General features: G+C 39.9%; 17 protein-coding genes and 1 pseudogene. 3 read left to right on the top strand and 15 right to left on the bottom strand.

Annotation, left to right across the window (positions count from 1 at the left end):
- Positions 1-61: 61 nt before the first annotated feature.
- Positions 62-1,237: a NupC/NupG family nucleoside CNT transporter gene (locus IEV52_RS04855; protein WP_188401370.1), complete on the bottom strand. Its 1,176-nt coding sequence runs from the start codon at positions 1,235-1,237 to the stop codon at positions 62-64.
- A gap of 213 nt (positions 1,238-1,450) precedes the next feature.
- A complete protein-coding gene (locus IEV52_RS04850) occupies positions 1,451-1,687 on the bottom strand; it encodes a YuzB family protein (protein WP_188401369.1) in 237 nt (78 codons plus the stop codon).
- Positions 1,688-1,922: 235 nt separating this feature from the next.
- Between IEV52_RS04850 and IEV52_RS04845 the strand changes: the two genes are divergently transcribed.
- Positions 1,923-2,987 (top strand): NAD(P)/FAD-dependent oxidoreductase, encoded by a 1,065-nt coding sequence (locus IEV52_RS04845; RefSeq protein WP_188401368.1) that lies wholly within the window; start codon positions 1,923-1,925, stop codon positions 2,985-2,987.
- Between the two features lie 41 nt (positions 2,988-3,028).
- Here IEV52_RS04845 and IEV52_RS04840 read toward each other — a convergent pair whose 3' ends face one another.
- Positions 3,029-3,337, bottom strand: coding sequence for an LSM domain-containing protein (locus IEV52_RS04840; RefSeq protein WP_188401367.1), 309 nt, complete (start codon positions 3,335-3,337; stop codon positions 3,029-3,031).
- Positions 3,338-3,426: 89 nt separating this feature from the next.
- A complete protein-coding gene (locus tag IEV52_RS04835) occupies positions 3,427-3,750 on the bottom strand; it encodes a YuzD family protein (RefSeq protein ID WP_188401366.1) in 324 nt (107 codons plus the stop codon).
- Between the two features lie 135 nt (positions 3,751-3,885).
- On the opposite strand from IEV52_RS04835, the pseudogene IEV52_RS04830 reads away from it, so the two are divergent.
- Positions 3,886-4,155 (top strand): annotated as a pseudogene (locus tag IEV52_RS04830) (NifU family protein); the annotation flags it as partial.
- A gap of 361 nt (positions 4,156-4,516) precedes the next feature.
- Here IEV52_RS04830 and argF read toward each other — a convergent pair.
- From argF to yutH, 10 genes are all read right to left on the bottom strand, one after another.
- Entirely contained in the window at positions 4,517-5,464 is a 948-nt protein-coding gene (argF, locus tag IEV52_RS04825) for an ornithine carbamoyltransferase (RefSeq protein WP_188401365.1), read from the bottom strand.
- Complete coding sequence (carB, locus tag IEV52_RS04820; RefSeq protein WP_188401364.1) at positions 5,464-8,556, bottom strand: carbamoyl-phosphate synthase (glutamine-hydrolyzing) large subunit; 3,093 nt, start codon at positions 8,554-8,556, stop codon at positions 5,464-5,466. The genes argF and carB overlap by 1 nt, the downstream gene beginning before the upstream one ends.
- The gene (locus IEV52_RS04815; RefSeq protein ID WP_188401363.1) at positions 8,549-9,601 is read right to left on the bottom strand and encodes a carbamoyl phosphate synthase small subunit; all 1,053 of its coding nucleotides are present in this window, start codon (positions 9,599-9,601) and stop codon (positions 8,549-8,551) included. Before IEV52_RS04815 ends, carB begins: the two co-directional genes overlap by 8 nt.
- A gap of 73 nt (positions 9,602-9,674) precedes the next feature.
- Positions 9,675-10,838 carry an acetylornithine transaminase gene (gene argD / locus IEV52_RS04810; protein WP_188401362.1) on the bottom strand — a complete coding sequence of 388 codons (1,164 nt, stop codon included), beginning with the start codon at positions 10,836-10,838 and terminating at the stop codon, positions 9,675-9,677.
- On the bottom strand, positions 10,835-11,578 hold the full coding sequence (gene argB / locus IEV52_RS04805) for an acetylglutamate kinase (RefSeq protein ID WP_188401361.1): 744 nt from the start codon (positions 11,576-11,578) through the stop codon (positions 10,835-10,837). Before argB ends, argD begins: the two co-directional genes overlap by 4 nt.
- 15 nt (positions 11,579-11,593) lie before the next feature.
- Positions 11,594-12,820: a bifunctional ornithine acetyltransferase/N-acetylglutamate synthase gene (gene argJ / locus IEV52_RS04800; RefSeq protein WP_188401360.1), complete on the bottom strand. Its 1,227-nt coding sequence runs from the start codon at positions 12,818-12,820 to the stop codon at positions 11,594-11,596.
- 18 nt (positions 12,821-12,838) lie between these two features.
- Complete coding sequence (gene argC / locus IEV52_RS04795; protein WP_188401359.1) at positions 12,839-13,873, bottom strand: N-acetyl-gamma-glutamyl-phosphate reductase; 1,035 nt, start codon at positions 13,871-13,873, stop codon at positions 12,839-12,841.
- Positions 13,874-14,022: 149 nt separating this feature from the next.
- Positions 14,023-14,799 carry an SDR family oxidoreductase gene (locus tag IEV52_RS04790; RefSeq protein WP_188401358.1) on the bottom strand — a complete coding sequence of 259 codons (777 nt, stop codon included), beginning with the start codon at positions 14,797-14,799 and terminating at the stop codon, positions 14,023-14,025.
- Positions 14,800-14,811: 12 nt separating this feature from the next.
- Positions 14,812-15,777: a 2-hydroxyacid dehydrogenase gene (locus tag IEV52_RS04785; RefSeq protein ID WP_188401357.1), complete on the bottom strand. Its 966-nt coding sequence runs from the start codon at positions 15,775-15,777 to the stop codon at positions 14,812-14,814.
- Between the two features lie 190 nt (positions 15,778-15,967).
- The gene (gene yutH, locus IEV52_RS04780) at positions 15,968-16,990 is read right to left on the bottom strand and encodes a spore coat putative kinase YutH (protein ID WP_188401356.1); all 1,023 of its coding nucleotides are present in this window, start codon (positions 16,988-16,990) and stop codon (positions 15,968-15,970) included.
- 198 nt (positions 16,991-17,188) lie between these two features.
- Here yutH and IEV52_RS04775 point away from each other — a divergent pair, with 198 nt between their 5' ends.
- Positions 17,189-17,686: a phosphatidylglycerophosphatase A family protein gene (locus IEV52_RS04775; RefSeq protein WP_188401355.1), complete on the top strand. Its 498-nt coding sequence runs from the start codon at positions 17,189-17,191 to the stop codon at positions 17,684-17,686.
- Positions 17,687-17,743: 57 nt separating this feature from the next.
- On the opposite strand, the gene IEV52_RS04770 is transcribed toward IEV52_RS04775, so the two are convergent.
- Positions 17,744-18,511, bottom strand: coding sequence for a TIGR01457 family HAD-type hydrolase (locus tag IEV52_RS04770; RefSeq protein WP_188401354.1), 768 nt, complete (start codon positions 18,509-18,511; stop codon positions 17,744-17,746).
- Positions 18,512-18,531 lie beyond the last annotated feature (20 nt).

Below are 18,531 nucleotides of genomic sequence, written 5' to 3'. Positions count from 1 at the left end.
AAAATGTGCCTAAAGCAAAAAGCTTTAGGCACATTTTCCATCAAATCAAATGATTTATTTTTTATAAGAATAACCCTACGATTGTTCCAGTTAATACAGATCCCATTGTAGCAACAAGCAATACTTTTAAACCAACTTTAGCAAGCATCGAAGCTTTTTCACCATTGATTGCTTGAACAGTACCTAAGATAATTCCAATTGAAGAGAAGTTAGCGAATGAGATTAAGAACGCTGATACAATCCCTACTGTTTTAGGATTCATATCCGGAATCATTTTCATGAAGTCCAGCATAGCTACGAACTCATTTGCTGCAACTTTAGTTCCCATTACTGAACCTGCTTGTACGATCTCATTAGCTGGAATACCCATGATAAAGGCGATTGGAGCAAATACATATCCTAAAATTTGTTGGAACGTCAATCCTGTGACTGCATCGAAAGCAAAGTTAACCATTGAAAGTAGTCCAATGTAAGTAATAAGCATCGCACCTACGATCAATGCTACTTTACCCCCATCTAATGCACCGTTACCAATTGCTTCGAATAAAGATTTCTCATTAGACATTTCTTTAACATCAATCTCATCATCTTCCTCGGCTGTTACAGGAGCAACGATAGAAGAAAGAATTAAACCAGAGAACACGTTGATCGGTAGTGCTACTAAAACATATTCTGCAGGAATCATCTGCATGTAAGCACCTAAGATCGAACAGCTTACAGCAACTAATGAAGATGTTACAACTACGAACAAGCGGTTAGCCGATAGTTTGTGCAATTGAGATTTAACAGAGAGAATAGCTGTAGTATCACCAAATACCATTGAGTTAACGGCAACGAAAGACTCAATCTTAGGCAGCCCTGTAACTTTTGCAACAGCACCACCAATGTATTTAATAGCTAAAGGTAAAATTCGTGTATAAGTTAAGATTGAAAGTAAAGCGGATACAAAAACGATCATCATTAGGACGTTGATGAAGAAATATTCTTTCCCGCTTAAATCACCGAATACAAATGCGATACCGTCATTACCAAATGAAAGAACCTTATTAAAAACGTTTACAATTTTGTTTAATACGGTCTTACCAATTGATGTATTGAGCATGAAGTACGCTAATGCTAATTGTACAACGAGCATGATTCCAACCGCTCTGTAATTAATATTCTTTTTGTCATTCGACATTATGAAAGCGATTGCAATTAATAGAAGAATACCCAAGATTCCAATAAGAATTGACATATTAAATTTCCCCCTAATTGAGTATAAAATATTTGATTGTTTCTTAATTGACGTCCAGATGTCAGACATCAAATGACTGACCCTTTACTAATGTAACAAATTCCGACAAAATTGCAATCGTTTTTATAAAAATCATTGCTAGATATTTTTCCCATAATAAAATAACCTAACCATTAAAAAAACAGCTTCCCACTAGTAAAGTGAAGCTGCTTCTTAAAACATTAGATTTTCTTCTATATGAGTGTAGATATTCTTTACAAGTTCATCCGGTGTTTCTCCGTGAACGATATCTCCGTTCACAAGAGCAAAAAGCGACTTGGCACAGTGTCCGCAATATCCCAGACAACCATACTCAATCACATCAAGATCATAGTCTTTCTCGAGTTCTTCGAGTGCTTTTTGTGCACCGCTTGCTAAGTTACTTACACAAAACTCTATAATCGGTCTCATCTATCTCTCACCTCTTGATGAATCCATCCTAAAGGATTATTTTTGGCTAGTCAATGTAAACACTCATTCATACTGTGTTTTTTCCATAAAAGAGTTGTGAAATTGTTGCAAAGTGCTATACTTAAACATGTCAAAAACGTGAAATCGTTTACTTATAACGAGTTAAGGTTATTTAATATATATAGCAATATAAAAACAGATAAGAATTGTCTTGAAAGAAAAGGGGAAATGACAAATGAAACACCTCGTTTTACTTGGCGGAGGATATGGAAATATGCGTGTGTTGAAGAGACTTCTAAATTCCTCAGACCTCCCTGAAAACATTCAGCTTACGCTTATTGACCGTGTACCTTATCATTGTTTGAAAACCGAATATTATGCACTAGCAGCAGGTACCATTTCCGACCATCATGTTCGCGTTACATTCCCAGAACACCCGCGCTTAAATATTAAATATGGTGAAGTAACTGGAATTGATATTGAAGGCAAAAAAGTATTGTTAAAAGATCAAGATGCTATTTCTTATGACGACCTAGTTATCGGACTTGGCTGCGAGGACAAGTATCATAATGTACCTGGTGCCGATCAGTATACTTTAAGTATTCAAACGATCGATAAATCTCGGCACACTTATCAGGTTCTAAATAACTTGCATGCAAATGCGGTTGTTGGTGTTGTAGGAGCAGGACTTTCTGGTGTAGAACTGGCATCCGAACTTCGGGAAAGCCGCCCTGACTTAACCATTAAACTCTTTGACCGTGGAGATATCATTCTTTCTGGGTATAAGAAAAGATTAAGCAACTACGTACAGAATTGGTTTGTCGAACATGGAGTTGAAGTGATCAATAACTCTAATGTGACTAAAGTAGAAGAAGGCGCACTTTACAATCACGATGAAAAAGTTCCTTGCGATGCTATCGTGTGGACTGCCGGGATTCAGCCTAGTCGCATCGTCCGTGAAATGGATGTTGAAAAAGACAGTCAAGGACGAGTTGTATTAAGTGAGCACCATCACCTTCCTTCTGAAGAGCATGTATATGTAGTAGGAGATTGTGCAAGTCTTCCTTACGCGCCGAGCGCACAGCTTGCAGAAGAACAAGCCGAGCAGATCTCACAAGTACTTTTGGCTCGATGGAACAGCCAGCCACTGCCTGAAATGAATGAGATTAAGTTAAAAGGCGTCATGGGATCCCTTGGCAAGAAAAGCGGTTTTGGTACTATGGGAAGTACAGCCCTAATCGGCCGAGTTCCTCGTTTATTAAAATCAGGTATCTTATGGTTATATAAATATCAGGTATAAAAAAAGACCCATGCAGCAGCTGCATGGGTCTTTTAATGTCTTTACCACCAAAAAGGACGGAAACGGCGAATTCGGAAAAACGGAAAACCGAATAACCCGAATCCTGGAAAAAAAGGCCCAACAAAAATAATACGGCTATTACGATCTGCAGTCTCTCCTGGCATGATCATGTACATGTTATCTTGGTCATAACTATGCAGTTTACCGTGGTAGATATTCCCATCATTCAACTCGATCGTAACGTTCTGTCCCATATACTTGAGACAAAGATCATGATAATGATGGTGATGAGGTCCTGCAAACGATGGTGACTCATCTTTATAACTTTTACCTTTCGAAGGGTTTAACAATGCTATTTGCCTCCTTTTTCTTCAATACATCATATTCCTATAAGAAGTGCAAAGCATGTGTACAAACCCAATATATAAAAAATAGGCGCTTAACTTACAGCGCCATAACCATTCTGTTCAATAATGCTATAAATAGTCTTTAAGTTCGGATTGCCTTCAGCAACAACCTTACCGTCTATCACAACAACGGGATAAAAAAGGTCCTCTTCTATAATTCTTTCTGAAAAAGCTTGATCTGCTTCATTTTCCGGTCTTTCCATATCAATATATAGAACTTGAAATAACGTAGTCGGAAATTTTCTAGAGATCGCCGCCTCCAGCCATTCCGCCGTTTCTTTAGCAGATGGGAGATGAACACAGCTGGCACATTTTTGTTCTGCACCATATACTTTAATTATTAGTGAGTTACTCATGAAGAATCACCTCAATGTGTGCGCTTATTTGCTTTCATCATACCTTATTTTGAATGAAAGAAAAAGGCACAATTATCATGATGCTTGTGCATGGATTTTTTATTCCATTTCTCGTATACTATAGATAAGTTCTTTTTAAAGAAAGGAGCCTTGATAGCTATGGCTGAAACACAAAACTTAGAGATGCGTGAGCAAGTTGAAGAAGTTCTTGATAAATTACGCCCGTTCCTTCTTCGTGATGGAGGAGACGTGGAATTAGTGGATATTGAAGAAGGTGTAGTTAAAGTACGCCTTATGGGTGCTTGCGGAAGCTGCCCAAGTTCCACAATTACTTTAAAAGCTGGTATAGAACGTGCACTTCTTGAAGAAGTACCTGGTGTAGTTGAATTAGAACAAGTATTTTAATGAAACATTGAAGCCGCTCTTATTTGAGCGGCTTCTTTCTTTTTAGCTGTTCTTTGGCACAATTCGTAGTTGTTGATTTCTGCTTACACGTGCTCGCTTTCCGCGGGGCGTGCGGTGAGCCTCCTAAGCGCTTTTCACCCTTAGGAGTCTCCCATTCAAGGAAGCATTTGTGCCCCTGCGTCTGTAAGCTAATCCAATTTGAAGCTGGCTTCCTCGTCGCATGCCTTGCGAGAAGTATTCTCAGGTCGTTGGCGTGATCCCGCAGGAGTCTCGCACCTTACGCTCCAATCAACTTGCCATGATGCGTCTCTACAAAAACTCTTCGATAGCAACCATTCATTTAAAAAAGAGATTTCTTTACTTAAGACAGTAGATAAACAAGCAATGCTTTTTGTGCATGAAGACGGTTTTCTGCCTCAGGAAAGACAACAGAATGATGACCATCAATGATATCGGCTGTTACTTCTTCCCCCCGATGTGCAGGTAAACAGTGCATGAAGATGTAATCTTTTTTTGCATTTGAAACAAGTTCTTGATTCACTTGAAAAGGTTCAAAATGAGATATGCGTTCAAGTGTTTCACTTTCCTGCCCCATACTCGCCCACACATCTGTATAGATCACATCACTGTCTTTTATTCCATCTATCGGGTCATTCGTTACTTCGATAGTGGAGCCGCTTTGTTTTGCAACCTCCTTCGCATAGGACACGATGGATTTCTTTGGTTCATATTCTTTTGGGGCAATAATCGTGCAGTCCATCCCAACCTTAGCGGCGCCGATCATTAATGAATGCGCCATATTGTTCCCATCCCCAATATATGCCAGCTTCTTCCCTTTAAATGAACCTTTGTATTCAAGTATCGTTAATAGATCTGCCAGCACCTGGCATGGATGAAAATCATCCGTGAGACCGTTGATTACTGGTATGGAGCTGTTATGTGCAAGCTCTTCCACTGTAGATTGGTGAAAGGTTCGGATCATCAATCCGTCTAGATACCCCGACAGCACCTTTGCCGTATCGGCTATCGACTCTCCTCTTCCCATCTGAATATCTCGTGTTGATAAATGGATAGCGTTTCCACCAAGCTGCAGCATCGCAGCTTCAAACGAAACACGAGTACGTGTTGATGATTTTTCAAAGATCATGCCTAAAATTTTTCCTTTTAATAATGAAGGTGCACCTGGGCCCTGCTTTTTTAAATCTTTTGCCAAATTCAGTAAATCCATTATTTCATCTGTGGAATAATCCCTGAGCGTAAGAAAGTCTTTCTTTGTTTTGGCAGAGTGTAACGGATGAACGATTGACATCAGATCACCACTTCCTTTCTTGTTTTGTTACGTGCATGAATGGCTTGATAGTATGCACGTGCTGTTTCTATTCTTGTCAGGACATGTACTCTTTCCAGTACTGCACATTTTGCATCATGGCTTTCACTGTTATTTGTAAAATTCATATAAGCTGTCTTATCCTCTGTTTTTAACCAGTCATCAAAAGAAATATCCGCTGCGGTCTTGATGTGATAACCGTATTCGGCCCACTTGTTCGCTTCATCTAAAGCTAAAGCTCCTTCTGCAAAAATACTTCCTTTGCCATTCCATACATCGGATAATTGAAGACTAGAACCGATAAGTGCTTTTAGCAAAGCTGATTCATATTCTGTATCGATGCCGATGACTTCCCCTGTTGAAGACATCATCGGACTTAATACAGGTGAAACACCTGGAAGTTTAATCGTTGAAAACACAGGTGCTTTCACTGTAATCATTGGCTGCCCGTTATGTTCCTCTTCTAGCTTCAATGCGTTTATGGAATCTCCCAGCAGCAGCTGTGTAGCTTTTTGAATAAGGTTCACATTTGTTATCTTACTCATGATCGGTGCTGTTCGGGATGCCCTTGGGTTTACTTCGATTACATAAATCTGTTCGTCTTTTATCGCAAACTGAATATTGAAAAGGCCTTTATAGTCCATATTTAAAGCGATTTTTTTTGAATATGCGAATAGCTGACTCGTCACATGACTTGTGAGCGTCTGAGGTGGAGTAACGGTCAAACTGTCTCCAGAATGAACACCGGTTCCTTCGATGTGCTCAAAAATTCCGGGTATAAAAATGTCTGTACCGTCTGTTAACACATCAACTTCTGCTTCTTTTCCTTGTAAGAACGTATCGATAAGGACAGGAAAGTTAATTCGTTCATGTTTCAAGAAGTCTGTTAAATCTTCTTTGGAGTATAAAACCTTCATGCCACTTCCGCCGATCACATATGACGGGCGAAGAAGAATAGGAAAGCCAAGTTTATCTGCATAGAACTTTGTTTCTTCTTTATTCTTAGCTGTGTACCCAGCCACTTTAGGAATGTTTATAGAATCTAAAAACGCATAAAAACGATCTCTGTCTTCCATTTGGTCAACCGTATCAGCCGGACTTCCTAATACAGAAAACCCTGCGCCTTCTAGCTCCTTTGCTAAGTTTATGGACGTTTGACCGCCAAACTGCAGGATCACATCCGTAATTCCTTCAAATTTTAATACATGATAGATATCTTCAAACGTTAATGGCTCAAAATATAAAGAGTCTGACACTTCATAGTCGGTACTCACCGTTTCTGGGTTGTTATTGATCAGAATAGCTTCATAGCCAGAACGGTTCAAAGCGATGGCGCTATGGACACAGCAATAGTCGAACTCCACCCCTTGCCCGATACGAATTGGTCCTGACCCAATAACAGCTACCTTCTTTTTCTGTTGAGGTTCTTTATCGTTTTGTCCGCTCCAGCTCGAATAAAAATAGGTAGTTTTTGCTTCAAATTCCGCTGCACATGTATCCACCATTTTGTAAGAAGGCGTGATGCACCATTCTTCCCTCTTACTTCGTATCTCTTGTTCAGAAACAGACCAAACGTTAGAGAGATATTGATCTGAAAAGCCAAACTTTTTAGCTTGCAGGAGCTGTTCTTTATTCACTTTTGTAAAGTTTGTGTTCTGTAGAGACCGGTCCAAAGAAACCATTCCGCTGAATATCGATAAAAAATAGTGTGAGATTTTCGTTAGGTCATGTATTCTCTCGGAAGGAACATCTCGGCGTAAAAGTTCCAGTACGACAAAAAAACGGCGGTCGTCTGCGGAAACAACAAGATTTAATAAATCATCTTCGCTGAAAACAGATAGTTCTTCTAAATACATGCCATCTGTTTTCAGTTCTAATGAACGGATTGCCTTTTGAAAAGCAGAAGCCATGTTTCTCTCTAGTGCCATCACTTCGCCAGTTGCTTTCATTTGGGTTCCGAGCATTCGGTCAGCACTGTAGTACTTATCGAATGGCCAGCGCGGCATTTTTACGGCCACATAATCCAGCGCAGGTTCAAAACTTGCAAAGGTGGTTCCTGTAACTGGGTTTTTTAACTCATGGAGGTTATATCCGAGTGCGAGTTTAGCTGCTATCTTCGCGATAGGATAGCCCGTTGCCTTAGAAGCAAGAGCTGAAGATCTACTCACACGTGGATTTACCTCAATTAAGTAATACTGGGATGTTTCTGGATGAAGTGCGAATTGTATGTTGCATCCACCCACTATTTCAAGTGCGTTAATGATTGTTAGAGATGCTTTTCGTAATTGTTGATACTCTTCATCTGTTAATGTTTGGCTTGGAGCAACAACAACTGAATCGCCAGTATGCACACCAACCGGGTCAACATTTTCCATGTTACAGACCGTGATACATGTTCCGTTTTGATCACGCATCACTTCATACTCGATCTCCTTGTAGCCAGCTATACTTTTTTCAATCAAACATTGATTGATCGGGCTTGCAGACAAGCCTTGCTTTACAAGAGAAGCAAGTTTTTCTTTTGATGTGGCAATGCCTCCACCAAATCCACCAAGCGTATAAGCTGGACGAACAATAACTGGATACCCCGTCTTTTCGGCAAATGAGATAGCCTCCTTGTCAGAAGTAACAATCTCACTTTCTGGAACAGGTTCCCCAAGTTCCTTCATCAGCGAACGAAACGAATCTCGGTTCTCCGCTTTTTGTATAGAATTTATATTCGTACCTAAAAGTCTTACTCCGTATTTTTGCAAGACGCCTTTTTGATGAAGATCCATAGCCAAATTAAGCCCTGTTTGACCTCCAACTGTTGCCAGGAGTCCGTCTGGCTTCTCATTTTGGATGATTTCCTCTGCATACTCGGCCGTTATCGGCTCAAAGTAGATCTCGTCTGCAAAGGTGGTGTCTGTCATGATTGTTGCAGGGTTGTTGTTGATCAAAACTACCTCTATACCCTCATCTTTCAGAGCTTTGCATGCCTGTGTACCTGAATAATCGAATTCTGCAGCCTGCCCGATTACGATCGGGCCTGAACCGATCACGAGTACTTTCTTGATTTCTTGTTGTTTAGGCATAGCTTCTCACCTTCTCTTTATGTTTAACTGAGTTGATAAACTCCTGAAATATTTCACCGTGTTCTTTTGGACCAGGTGCTGCTTCTGGATGGAACTGTACGCTCGAAATTTCATAATGACTATGCCATAGCCCTTCCACGCTCTGATCGTTCACATTTTCAAACCAAATGTTAAAGCCGGTATCTGTTAAACTCTCTTTTTTCACCACATAACTATGGTTTTGAGAACTCATCGATACTTTTCCGGTTTTCAAGTTCATAACAGGGTGGTTGGCACCACGATGACCGAATTTAAGCTTTTTCGTTTCACCGCCAAACACTAATGCTAGAATCTGATGGCCTAGACAAATGCCTAGTACAGGATAGCGGACGGCTATATATTTATAACTATTAAAATAGCTTGAGAATCTCATGGGATCACCTGAACCATTTGAAAAAACAAAAGCATCCGGATGAAGCTTCTCGATATCAGCTAGTTCATAATCATAAGGAACTACAGTAACGATACAGCCCTCGTCAACGAGAGCATCAACAATTGACTTTTTATATCCGAAATCAATCAAAACAATATGGGTGTTTCCTGAACCTGTTTTTGTCAGAACAGTATTCGGCCAGCACTCATCTATAGAAAAAGAATCAGGCTTAAAACCCGGCATATGCATAACAGCTGGCAGAGATCCTTTTTTCCGAATCTGTTGAATGAGCGACCTTGTATCCACATTTGTCAGAGCAGGAACATGATTTGCCTCCAAAAAATCCGCCAAAGACTTACAGTTCCCTTTTTCATTAAATGAAAAGCAATCAGCCATTACAACGCCCGCTACTTGAATTCTTTCAGATTCCATATTTTTTTGGTGAAAGCCATAGTTTCCAATGAAAGGGTAAGAGAAAACAACGATCTGTCCCTGATAAGAAGGATCAGTCAACACTTGTTCATACCCTGTCATTCCTGTATAAAATACAACTTCTCCTGAACAATGATGATGTTCGCCAAGCCAGTCACCTTCAAAAGAAGTGCCATTTGATAAAGTGATACAGCCTTTCATATAAATTCCTCTCCTTGTATAAAACAGTTATAAGATTGTATTTTTATACATGTTTACGTATAAAAAATAAGGATTATTCGTCCTTTATATTGAATTCATATATATTTTTGAATGTATGAATAACAATTTCTAAAGCTTTTTCTAATTCTTGATCTGTGACCGTTAAAGGCGGCAACAACCGGATGACGCTTTCACCAGCTGGGACTGTAAGCAACCCGTTGTCCTCAAGATCTTGAATAAGCCGAGCAGCATTTTCACACTCTATTCCAATTAATAATCCCTCTCCTCGAATGTCTTTAACGAGTGAATGTTTATTTAATGCCTCTATTAGTTTCTCTTTCAGCCATTTGCCTTTTGCTTCTACATCACTTAAAAATGAATCGTTAAAAACGATATCCAATACCGTTTGGCTTACTGCACAAGCAAGCGGATTTCCTCCGAATGTGGTTCCATGACTTCCTGGGCCAAAGGCTTCAGCTAACTTACTTTTACCGAGCATAGCTCCAATTGGATAACCGTTCCCTAACCCTTTTGCGAGAGTCACAATATCAGGATCTAACCCAAAATGCTCATAAGCATATCTTCTGCCAGTTCTGCCGATCCCTGTTTGAACTTCATCAATGATTAAAAGAATGTCATACTCTTTACAGATCCTTTGTACTTCTTCATAAAACAAAACATCTGCTATACGAATGCCGCCTTCGCCTTGAATCACTTCCATCATGATTGCTGCTGTTTCAAAGTCAGCAGTATTCTTAAGCTGCTCTGAATCGTTCCAAGGCAGATGCACAAATTCCGAAACGAGGGGGCCGTATCCTGCTTTTATTTTCTGCTGTCCAGTCGCTGACATAGAACCGAATGTACGTCCATGAAAGGAATCATTAAACGTAATGATCTTATTTTTCCCGGTAAACTTTTTTGCTAGCTTAATAGCCGCTTCGTTCGCTTCGGCCCCGCTGTTGCAAAAAAAGGCATGATCTAAATTGGTGGGTTTGACTAGGTTTTCAGCTAAGGTTTCTTGTAGTTCAATCTGGAAAAGGTTAGATGTATGCCAGATCTTTTCACTCTGTTTCTTTAATGCTGCAATAACTTCTGGGTGACAATGTCCTACACTTGTGGCAGCGATGCCGCTTGTAAAATCTAGATAACGGTTGTTATTTTGATCATAAACATATACTCCGCTTCCCTTTTGAAGCTGAATCTGTTTTCTTTTATAGGTTGGAAATAGTGAACTCATGAAACCACAACCTCCTTTACCACTCGTGTGCCCGTAAGCGTTTGATCTGTGATCTGCACTTCATCAATGTTTAACTCCAAGCATTTTATAGCAGACTCTACCTTTGGCAGCATCCCTCCATAAATTTGACCATCTTGTATACCATTATGGATTTCAGAAATTGTTAATGAATCCTCCCATTCCCCGCTGATTTGGATTCCTGGCGTATCTGTCACAAAACAAATCGATTTAGCTGAAAGGGCAGCAGCTGTTTCTCCTGCAGCAGTATCAGCATTTATATTTACTGTTTCTCCGTTGTTGGTTACACCAAGAGGTGCAATCACTGGCACCTTTTCTGCATCAAGCAGTTTTTTTATAACACCCGTATTTATCTTTCTAACACTTCCAACCCATCCATACTGAACATGATCTAGAAAATCGCATTGAATAAGAGATTCTTCTGATCCGCATAGACCCACTGCAGGAATATTCTCTTGCTGTAATCGTTTTACAAGAGCTGCGTTCATGATATTTTTTAATGCAGCCTTCACACAGGAGAGAGTCTCTTTGTTTGTAACTCTTATTCCGTCTTTCTTCTCTACTGCCAGTCCTGTTTCTTCTAGTTTTTTATTGATTTCTGGCCCGCCTCCATGAACAATAACAATTTTCTCGCCATTCTGGATCTTTTGTTTAACACTATTGAAGAATGCTGGCTCTAAGTCAGCTAGTGTACTGCCTCCAATTTTTATTACATGTAACACAATACTCACATCCTTTTACGTACGATAGCTTGCATTGATTTGAACATAGTCATACGTCAGATCGCATCCCCATGCTCTGCCGTTTCCAATTCCTTCTGCCAAGATAACGGTAATGTGAATCTCATGACCTTTTAAGTAGTTTCGAACTTCTTCTTCTGAAAAAGAAACAGGTTCCCCGTCTATAACAACTTCACTATCTCCAATTAAAATTTTTACGGCATCTGGATTAAAAGAAACCCCGCTGTATCCCGCTGCAGCGATAATTCTGCCCCAGTTTGCATCACATCCAAAGACAGCTGTTTTAACAAGAGGTGAACCTACAACGGTTTTGGCTATGATTCTAGCTTCTTTTTCTGTTTTAGCACCTAACACGTTAACTTCAATCAGCTTGCTTGCTCCTTCTCCATCTTTGGCGATCAGTTTGCCTAAATCTTCACAAACCAGGACAAGAGCGTCTAAAAACAGTTCCCATTCAGGATGATTCTTGTTAAGTTCTTCATTCTCACCCATTCCGTTAGCCAGCATAAGAACCATGTCATTTGTTGAGGTATCACCGTCTACCGTAATGCAGTTAAACGTGCGCTCTACTGCATAAGATAATGCTTCATGAAGTGCATCCTTATTAACAGCAGCATCTGTTGTAATAAAACCGAGCATGGTAGCCATGTTAGGATGAATCATGCCAGAACCTTTAGCAGTCCCTGCAATCGTAATATCTTTATCATTAATTTTTAGTGAGTACGCTGTGTTTTTTGAAACAGTATCCGTAGTTAAGATGGCTTGTGAAAAATCGATTGATCCTTTTAACTCGGAATCTAGAACTAGCTTTTGTATGCCTGAAGAGATTTTATCCATCGGCATATGTTCACCGATTACCCCTGTAGAGGCTACTCCAACATAATGTGAAGGAATTCCTAGCTTTTCTGCGGTTTGAAGCTGCATTGCCTTAGCATCAATTAAACCTCTTTTTCCTGTACATGCATTGGCGTTCCCTGAATTAACGATTACTGCCTGAAGCTTTCCTTCTTGAGATAAGCTGTCCTGAGTAACCTTTAATGGTGCTGCCTGAACCTGGTTTGTCGTATAAACTCCAGCTGCGGCAGCTGGAATAAGGCTGTACAATAACCCAAGGTCCAGTTTCTTATGTTTCACTCCACAATGAAGACCGCTTGCATAAAAACCTTTTGGTGTTGCAATATTGATTCCTGTTATTTTGTGAATAGCTGCCTTTGTCGCCTGCATGTATACTGCCTCCTTTAGTTAAGGGAACATCGGTAATTGATTCAGTCCCTCTGACTCATCTAGATCAAACATCACGTTCATATTTTGCACCGCCTGACCAGCTGCTCCTTTTATTAGATTGTCAATTACAGAAACAACTGTAATCCTGTTGGTACGCTCATCTACCGCATAAGTTAGGTCACAATAATTTGAACCATAGACTTGTTTAGTAAACAAATTTGTTTTTTCGTTAAAGATACGTACAAACCGTTTTTTGCCATAACATTCATGATAGATTTCTTTTATAGATTGCGAGTTTACGCCAGCTGCTAGTTCTGCATACATCGTAGCCATAATTCCCCTTGTCATCGGTACTAGGTGTGTAGTGAAAGTGATGTTTGTATCAACATTTGCTATTGTTTTTATAGTTTGTTCGATCTCGGGAATATGCTGATGTTCGTTGATTTTATAAATGCTGAAACTGTCATTGGCTTTAGAAAAGTGTGTTGCACTTTGTGGTGAAGCACCCGCACCTGAAATGCCGCTCTTTGCATCAATCACAAGTGATGACGGGTTTAGGATTCCTTCTTTTAGCAATGGAAGAAGACCGAGCAAAGTTGCTGTTGGATAACACCCCGGATTCGCTATCAATTCACCTTTTTTTACTTGTTCTCTGTTCCATTCTGTTAGTCCGTAAACTGCGTTGTCCGCCAGTGGTGCAGGTGGTGGTTCTTTTCGGTACCACTTCCGATATGTGTCTGCATCATTTATACGAAAATCCCCTGCTAAATCAATGATTTTTAAATTCTTTTGGGTTAGTGGGGGAAGCAGTTCAGATGAAACCCCACTCGGAGCAGAACAGAATAATACATCTAAACGGCCGGGATCAAGCTGTTCGATCGATCTGAGCTTAGTATTAAAAATTTGATATAGATGCGGTACCTCATTTGAAAGTTCTTGACCTGCTTTTGAGGATGAAAATACAAATAGTTCATCAATCTCCGGATGTGCAGATAATAGCCGGAATAATTCTAACCCGCCATAACCGGTCACTCCTATAATTCCTGCTTTCAAATCACACCCACTCCTTAAATAAGTTAAGGTTCATTATATGACTGTATAAAAATTAATTCAAGAGTATATTTATTAATTTTTTATTTCAAAAAAAAACTGACTTCCAGGTTTTAAGATTAAACCCAAAAGTCAGTATTACCATTTATAAATTATTGTCTTAAAAATCCACCCTCTGAATGAATGATCTGTCCTGTAATCCATTCAGCTTCAGGACTTGCTAAAAACGCAATCAATCTTGCTGCATCTTCCGGTTTTCCAATCCTGCCAAGCGGAAACTTAGGGAGAAGGAATTTTTGAAGATCTTCAGTCATCCATCCAGTATCTGTTGGTCCAGGATTTACAGCATTAACCGTGATTCCTTTAGCCCCTAGTTCGGCGGCCATTGTCACGGTTAGCGCATCAATTGCTCCTTTTGTTGCAGCATAAGCGAGTTCACCTGTCATCGGACCTTTTGACTGACCCGAAGTTAGATGAATAATGCTGCCTTTTTCACCTGAGAAGCATTTTGCAAATTCCACGCTCAGAAGGGTCGTTGCACGGAGATTAACCGCATAATGCAGGTCAAGAACCTCACTTGTTGTCTCTTCCCACTTATGTGTTTGTGAAAAACAGGCATTATTGACTAGAATATGGACTTTTCCAAACTTTTTCTCCACATTTTCAAAAAGGGAAGGAATGGAGTTTGAGACAGTAAAATCGACCTCTTCATAAAAAGCTTTTACACCTAAGCTCTCAAGTCTTTCTACAAGCAGATCTCTATCACTATTGTAATTGCCATCATGCATTTGTTTGTCATATGCACCCCATGTAGTAAAAAAGATATTCGCCCCTCGTTGTGCCAACTGTAAACAAACCGCCGCACCGATCCCGTTTAAACGGCTTGCTCCTGTGACAAGAGCTGTTTTTCCCTCTAATGAACGAAACAATTGTGTTCCTCCTTATGTAACAGGCGTTTCTGGATCTTTTCCGTCTAAGATATTAGAAATGTTTCTACAGGCGAGTTCTGCCATCTTCATTCTTGTCTCTACACTGGCACTGCCAATATGAGGCAAAGCTACAACTTGATTCATCGTTAACAACGGATGCTCTGGATCGATTGGTTCTTTCACAAAAACATCCAGTCCTGCACCCGCGATCGTTTTACGCTTAAGAGCTTCAACAAGTGCATTTTCATCAACTGATGCTCCTCTTCCTGCATTTATAAAGATTGCACTTTCCTTCATACTTTGAAATGCTTCACGGTTAAACATCCCTTTTGTTTCTGAAGTTAGAGGAGCTAAAGAGACAACAAAATCTGATTCCTTTAGAAGCTCATGAAATTCTCTGTACTCAGCGTCCAAAGAGAGTTCAGCTTCTGGTTTTCGGTTTCGATTATAATATAAAATTTTCATATCAAACCCTTTTGCTCTCCTTGCGACAGCCTCACCAATCCTGCCCATCCCAACGATTCCAATTGTTTTATGATGTACGTCGGCTCCGGCAAGAAGTAAAGGTCCCCAACTGTTCCATTTTCCTTCTTTCACGTAATTTGCTGACTCAACGATTCGACGAGCTGCAGCAAGAATGAGTGAGAAAGCCAAATCTGCTGTTGAATCAGTCAGCACATCTGGTGTATTACAAACGGTAATCCCTAAATTAGCAGCTGAAGAGATATCAATGTTGTCATATCCCACAGCTAGATTAGCGATTACTTTAAGTGATGATGCATCCTTAAGCAAATCAGCATCAATTTTGTCTGAAAGCATGGTAAGAAGTGCATCAGCTTTTTTTGCCTCCGCCATTAGTACTTCTCGAGGAACTGCTTTTTCTTCATGCGGCCACATGTTAACTTCTGCTCTCTTCTTTAACTCAGCAAGTGTTTCTTCAGGTAATTTTCTTGTAACATACACATAAGGTTTTTGCATCCGTTTTCACTCCTTATTCATATTTTCTCATGTGGACAGTAAAAAATAAAGAAAAGCAAGCTGATCATGATGTGATGTTGGGTAATTGAGGAGAATCTTAATGTTCGTCTGAAACAATAACCCGTTATTCATTTTTCAACTAGTAAAAGACAAAGACTCAAAAGTTTACACTTTTGAGTCTTCAAATTCGTTAAATCATTGGCACTAGCCAGTCAACAACCGGAATATTCAGATCTCGAACCGGCAAACCGATTGATCTAAAGAAGCTTTTTAAGAAATATTCATTTTGTTTTTCGTAGGAGATTAAGTCAGTAAAGCGGCGTACATATAATTCTTTTCCTATATCTCTCTCGTTGGCATAATGGTCTTCTACCGTATCAAAATATTGTGAGGGGAAAAGAAGTCTTCCATACAGCAGACGCCAAGCCCCTTTTGATAATGGCTTAACTTTTTCATAATCATCAATTAAATGTAAGACCTCATGACTTCTAAACTCTGGCTGATAAATTTTTTCGCGGATACATTCGGCAACATCTCTCATCGGACTGTCGATCACCCAGCCAACAGGCAGTTTGACAAAGGTATTTGATGTTCTGATCCAGGAACGTTCACTGAACCGGTCATAACAGATGGAAGCTGATCCGATTCCCTTTGGACCTCTTTCCAGCTGATAATCCGTGATGTACTGGATAGCATTTTCCGCCAGTCCTTCATAATACGGAAATGTAGTTAGGAATAGATGATCAAAGTCATTTTTTTGTTTTCTTGCCGATATTTCTGAATATCTGTTGTGCATTTCGTCAACACGGTTTATCCATAATAAAGGCCATTGACCGTATGCGACTTGCTGCATGGGGTAATATTGCTCTAGCCCCTTACCTCGTTTATGAAACTCAGCAAGTTCCATTCCTAGTGATAAATTTCGTTGTTCTCTTTTTTGGTGCTCGACTTTAAAAATGATAACCGATTCACCATCGACATAAGCACTTGGCATGTTTGTAATAGTTGGCTGCAGCACTGGCAGTTGATCTTCTCCACGCTGCTGCAGATAATCACTGATATACGTCATTTCTTGAAGCTTTTCATAGGACATTTGCTGTTGCGGAATCACGATATACTGATTTCCCTTGCACGAAAATGTCCGATAGCCTGATTCTGATCTTCTGTCTTCACAAACCAGTTGGTAGTGATGAAATATGTCTCTTTCAAACAAAGGCGATCCCCCCACCTCTTCAGCTTTCCTGCGGCTGTTGCTTTTTTAAGATGTTCAGCTGACAATCCGCATTAATGGATACAACATTGTATGCCTATATGGGCGAAGTGGTTAGCACTTTTTATAAATTCATAACTTTATCATGAAAACATATACTATACAAAGCTAAGGAGACTAACCGAGAAAAGGAGTACAGGGATGTCAAACAAAAAAGTGGAAAATGTCGAAGAAACAGCACGCAAACTGCTGAACGAACGGGGCGTTACGGTAAACGATATAGCCGAACTCGTTTATTTTCTCCAAGTCCCCTATCATCCTGACCTAAAGATGGACGTGTGCAGGGAAAATGTTGAAAGAGTCATTGCCAAACGAGAAGTACAAAATGCAATTCTTACCGGCATTGGACTTGATGTATTAGCGGAAGAGAAAAAACTACAACAACCGCTTCAAGAGATATTGGCCAGAGATGAAAGCCTTTATGGGATTGATGAAGTAATCGCACTCTCTATAGTGAATATATATGGTTCAATCGGTTTTACAAACTACGGATTTATTGATAAACAAAAACCAGGCATATTAGAGAAGTTAAATGATAAATCCACAGGAAAAGTCCACACATTTTTAGATGATATTGTAGGTGCGATTGCTGCAGCAGCTTCAAGTCGATTGGCACATCGTGCCGTAAATGAAGAATAAAAGCAAGGCTTAAGAACAAGAGAGATTCATTTCTTTTGATCTTTAAGCCTTTTTCATTTATTTAATTTCCCATTCGTCTAGCCCGTTCACCGTATATGTTGGGTGAATCTCAATGTCTTCAAGATGTTCTTTTGTCGTCACACCCGTATGAACAAGTAACGTGTCTAATCCTGCTCGTATACCGGCTAAGATATCTGTTTGGTAGTTGTCCCCGATCATAAGCGTCTCTTCTTTTTTTGTTCCAAGAGTCTCTAATGCCATCTCCATGATAATCGATTCCGGCTTTCCGATAAACGTTGGTTCTTTCTGCGTTGATACCGTAATTACAGAGGTCAAGGATCCATTTCCAGGCAGAAGCCCTCTTTCTGTTGGAAGAGCAATATCACCATTGGTAGAGATAAAGGCTGCTCCGTTTCTAACAGCAAGACAAGCTTTAGCTAGCTTTTCATATGTGATGGACCGGTCAATTCCGATAACTACGAAGTCAGGATCCTCTTCTACAAGTTGTAATCCTTTTTCTGCAAGTGCTTCTCGAATTCCGTCTTCTCCGATGCAATAAACAGATGCTTCCTTTTTTAACTCCGCTATGTAGCTGGCAGTTGCCATGCTTGTTGTAAAAACATGTTCTGCAGTTGCTGGGATATCAAATCCTTGCAGTACTTCTGCTACTTGATTCTTTGTCTTAGAGGAATTATTCGTCACAAATAGATAAGGTAACTCTTGTTCGTTCAGCTTTTTCACAAAATCAACAGCTTCAATAATTCTTTCTGTACCGCGGTACATGGTTCCGTCTAAATCAATCAAAAAACCTTTATATGCCTTCATCTTTTTCTCTCCTTTTATGT

Origin of the sequence: Fictibacillus barbaricus (genome assembly GCF_014635025.1) — a bacterium.
Lineage (GTDB): Bacteria > Bacillota > Bacilli > Bacillales > Fictibacillaceae > Fictibacillus > Fictibacillus barbaricus.
This window is presented reverse-complemented; position numbering and strand designations above follow the sequence as displayed.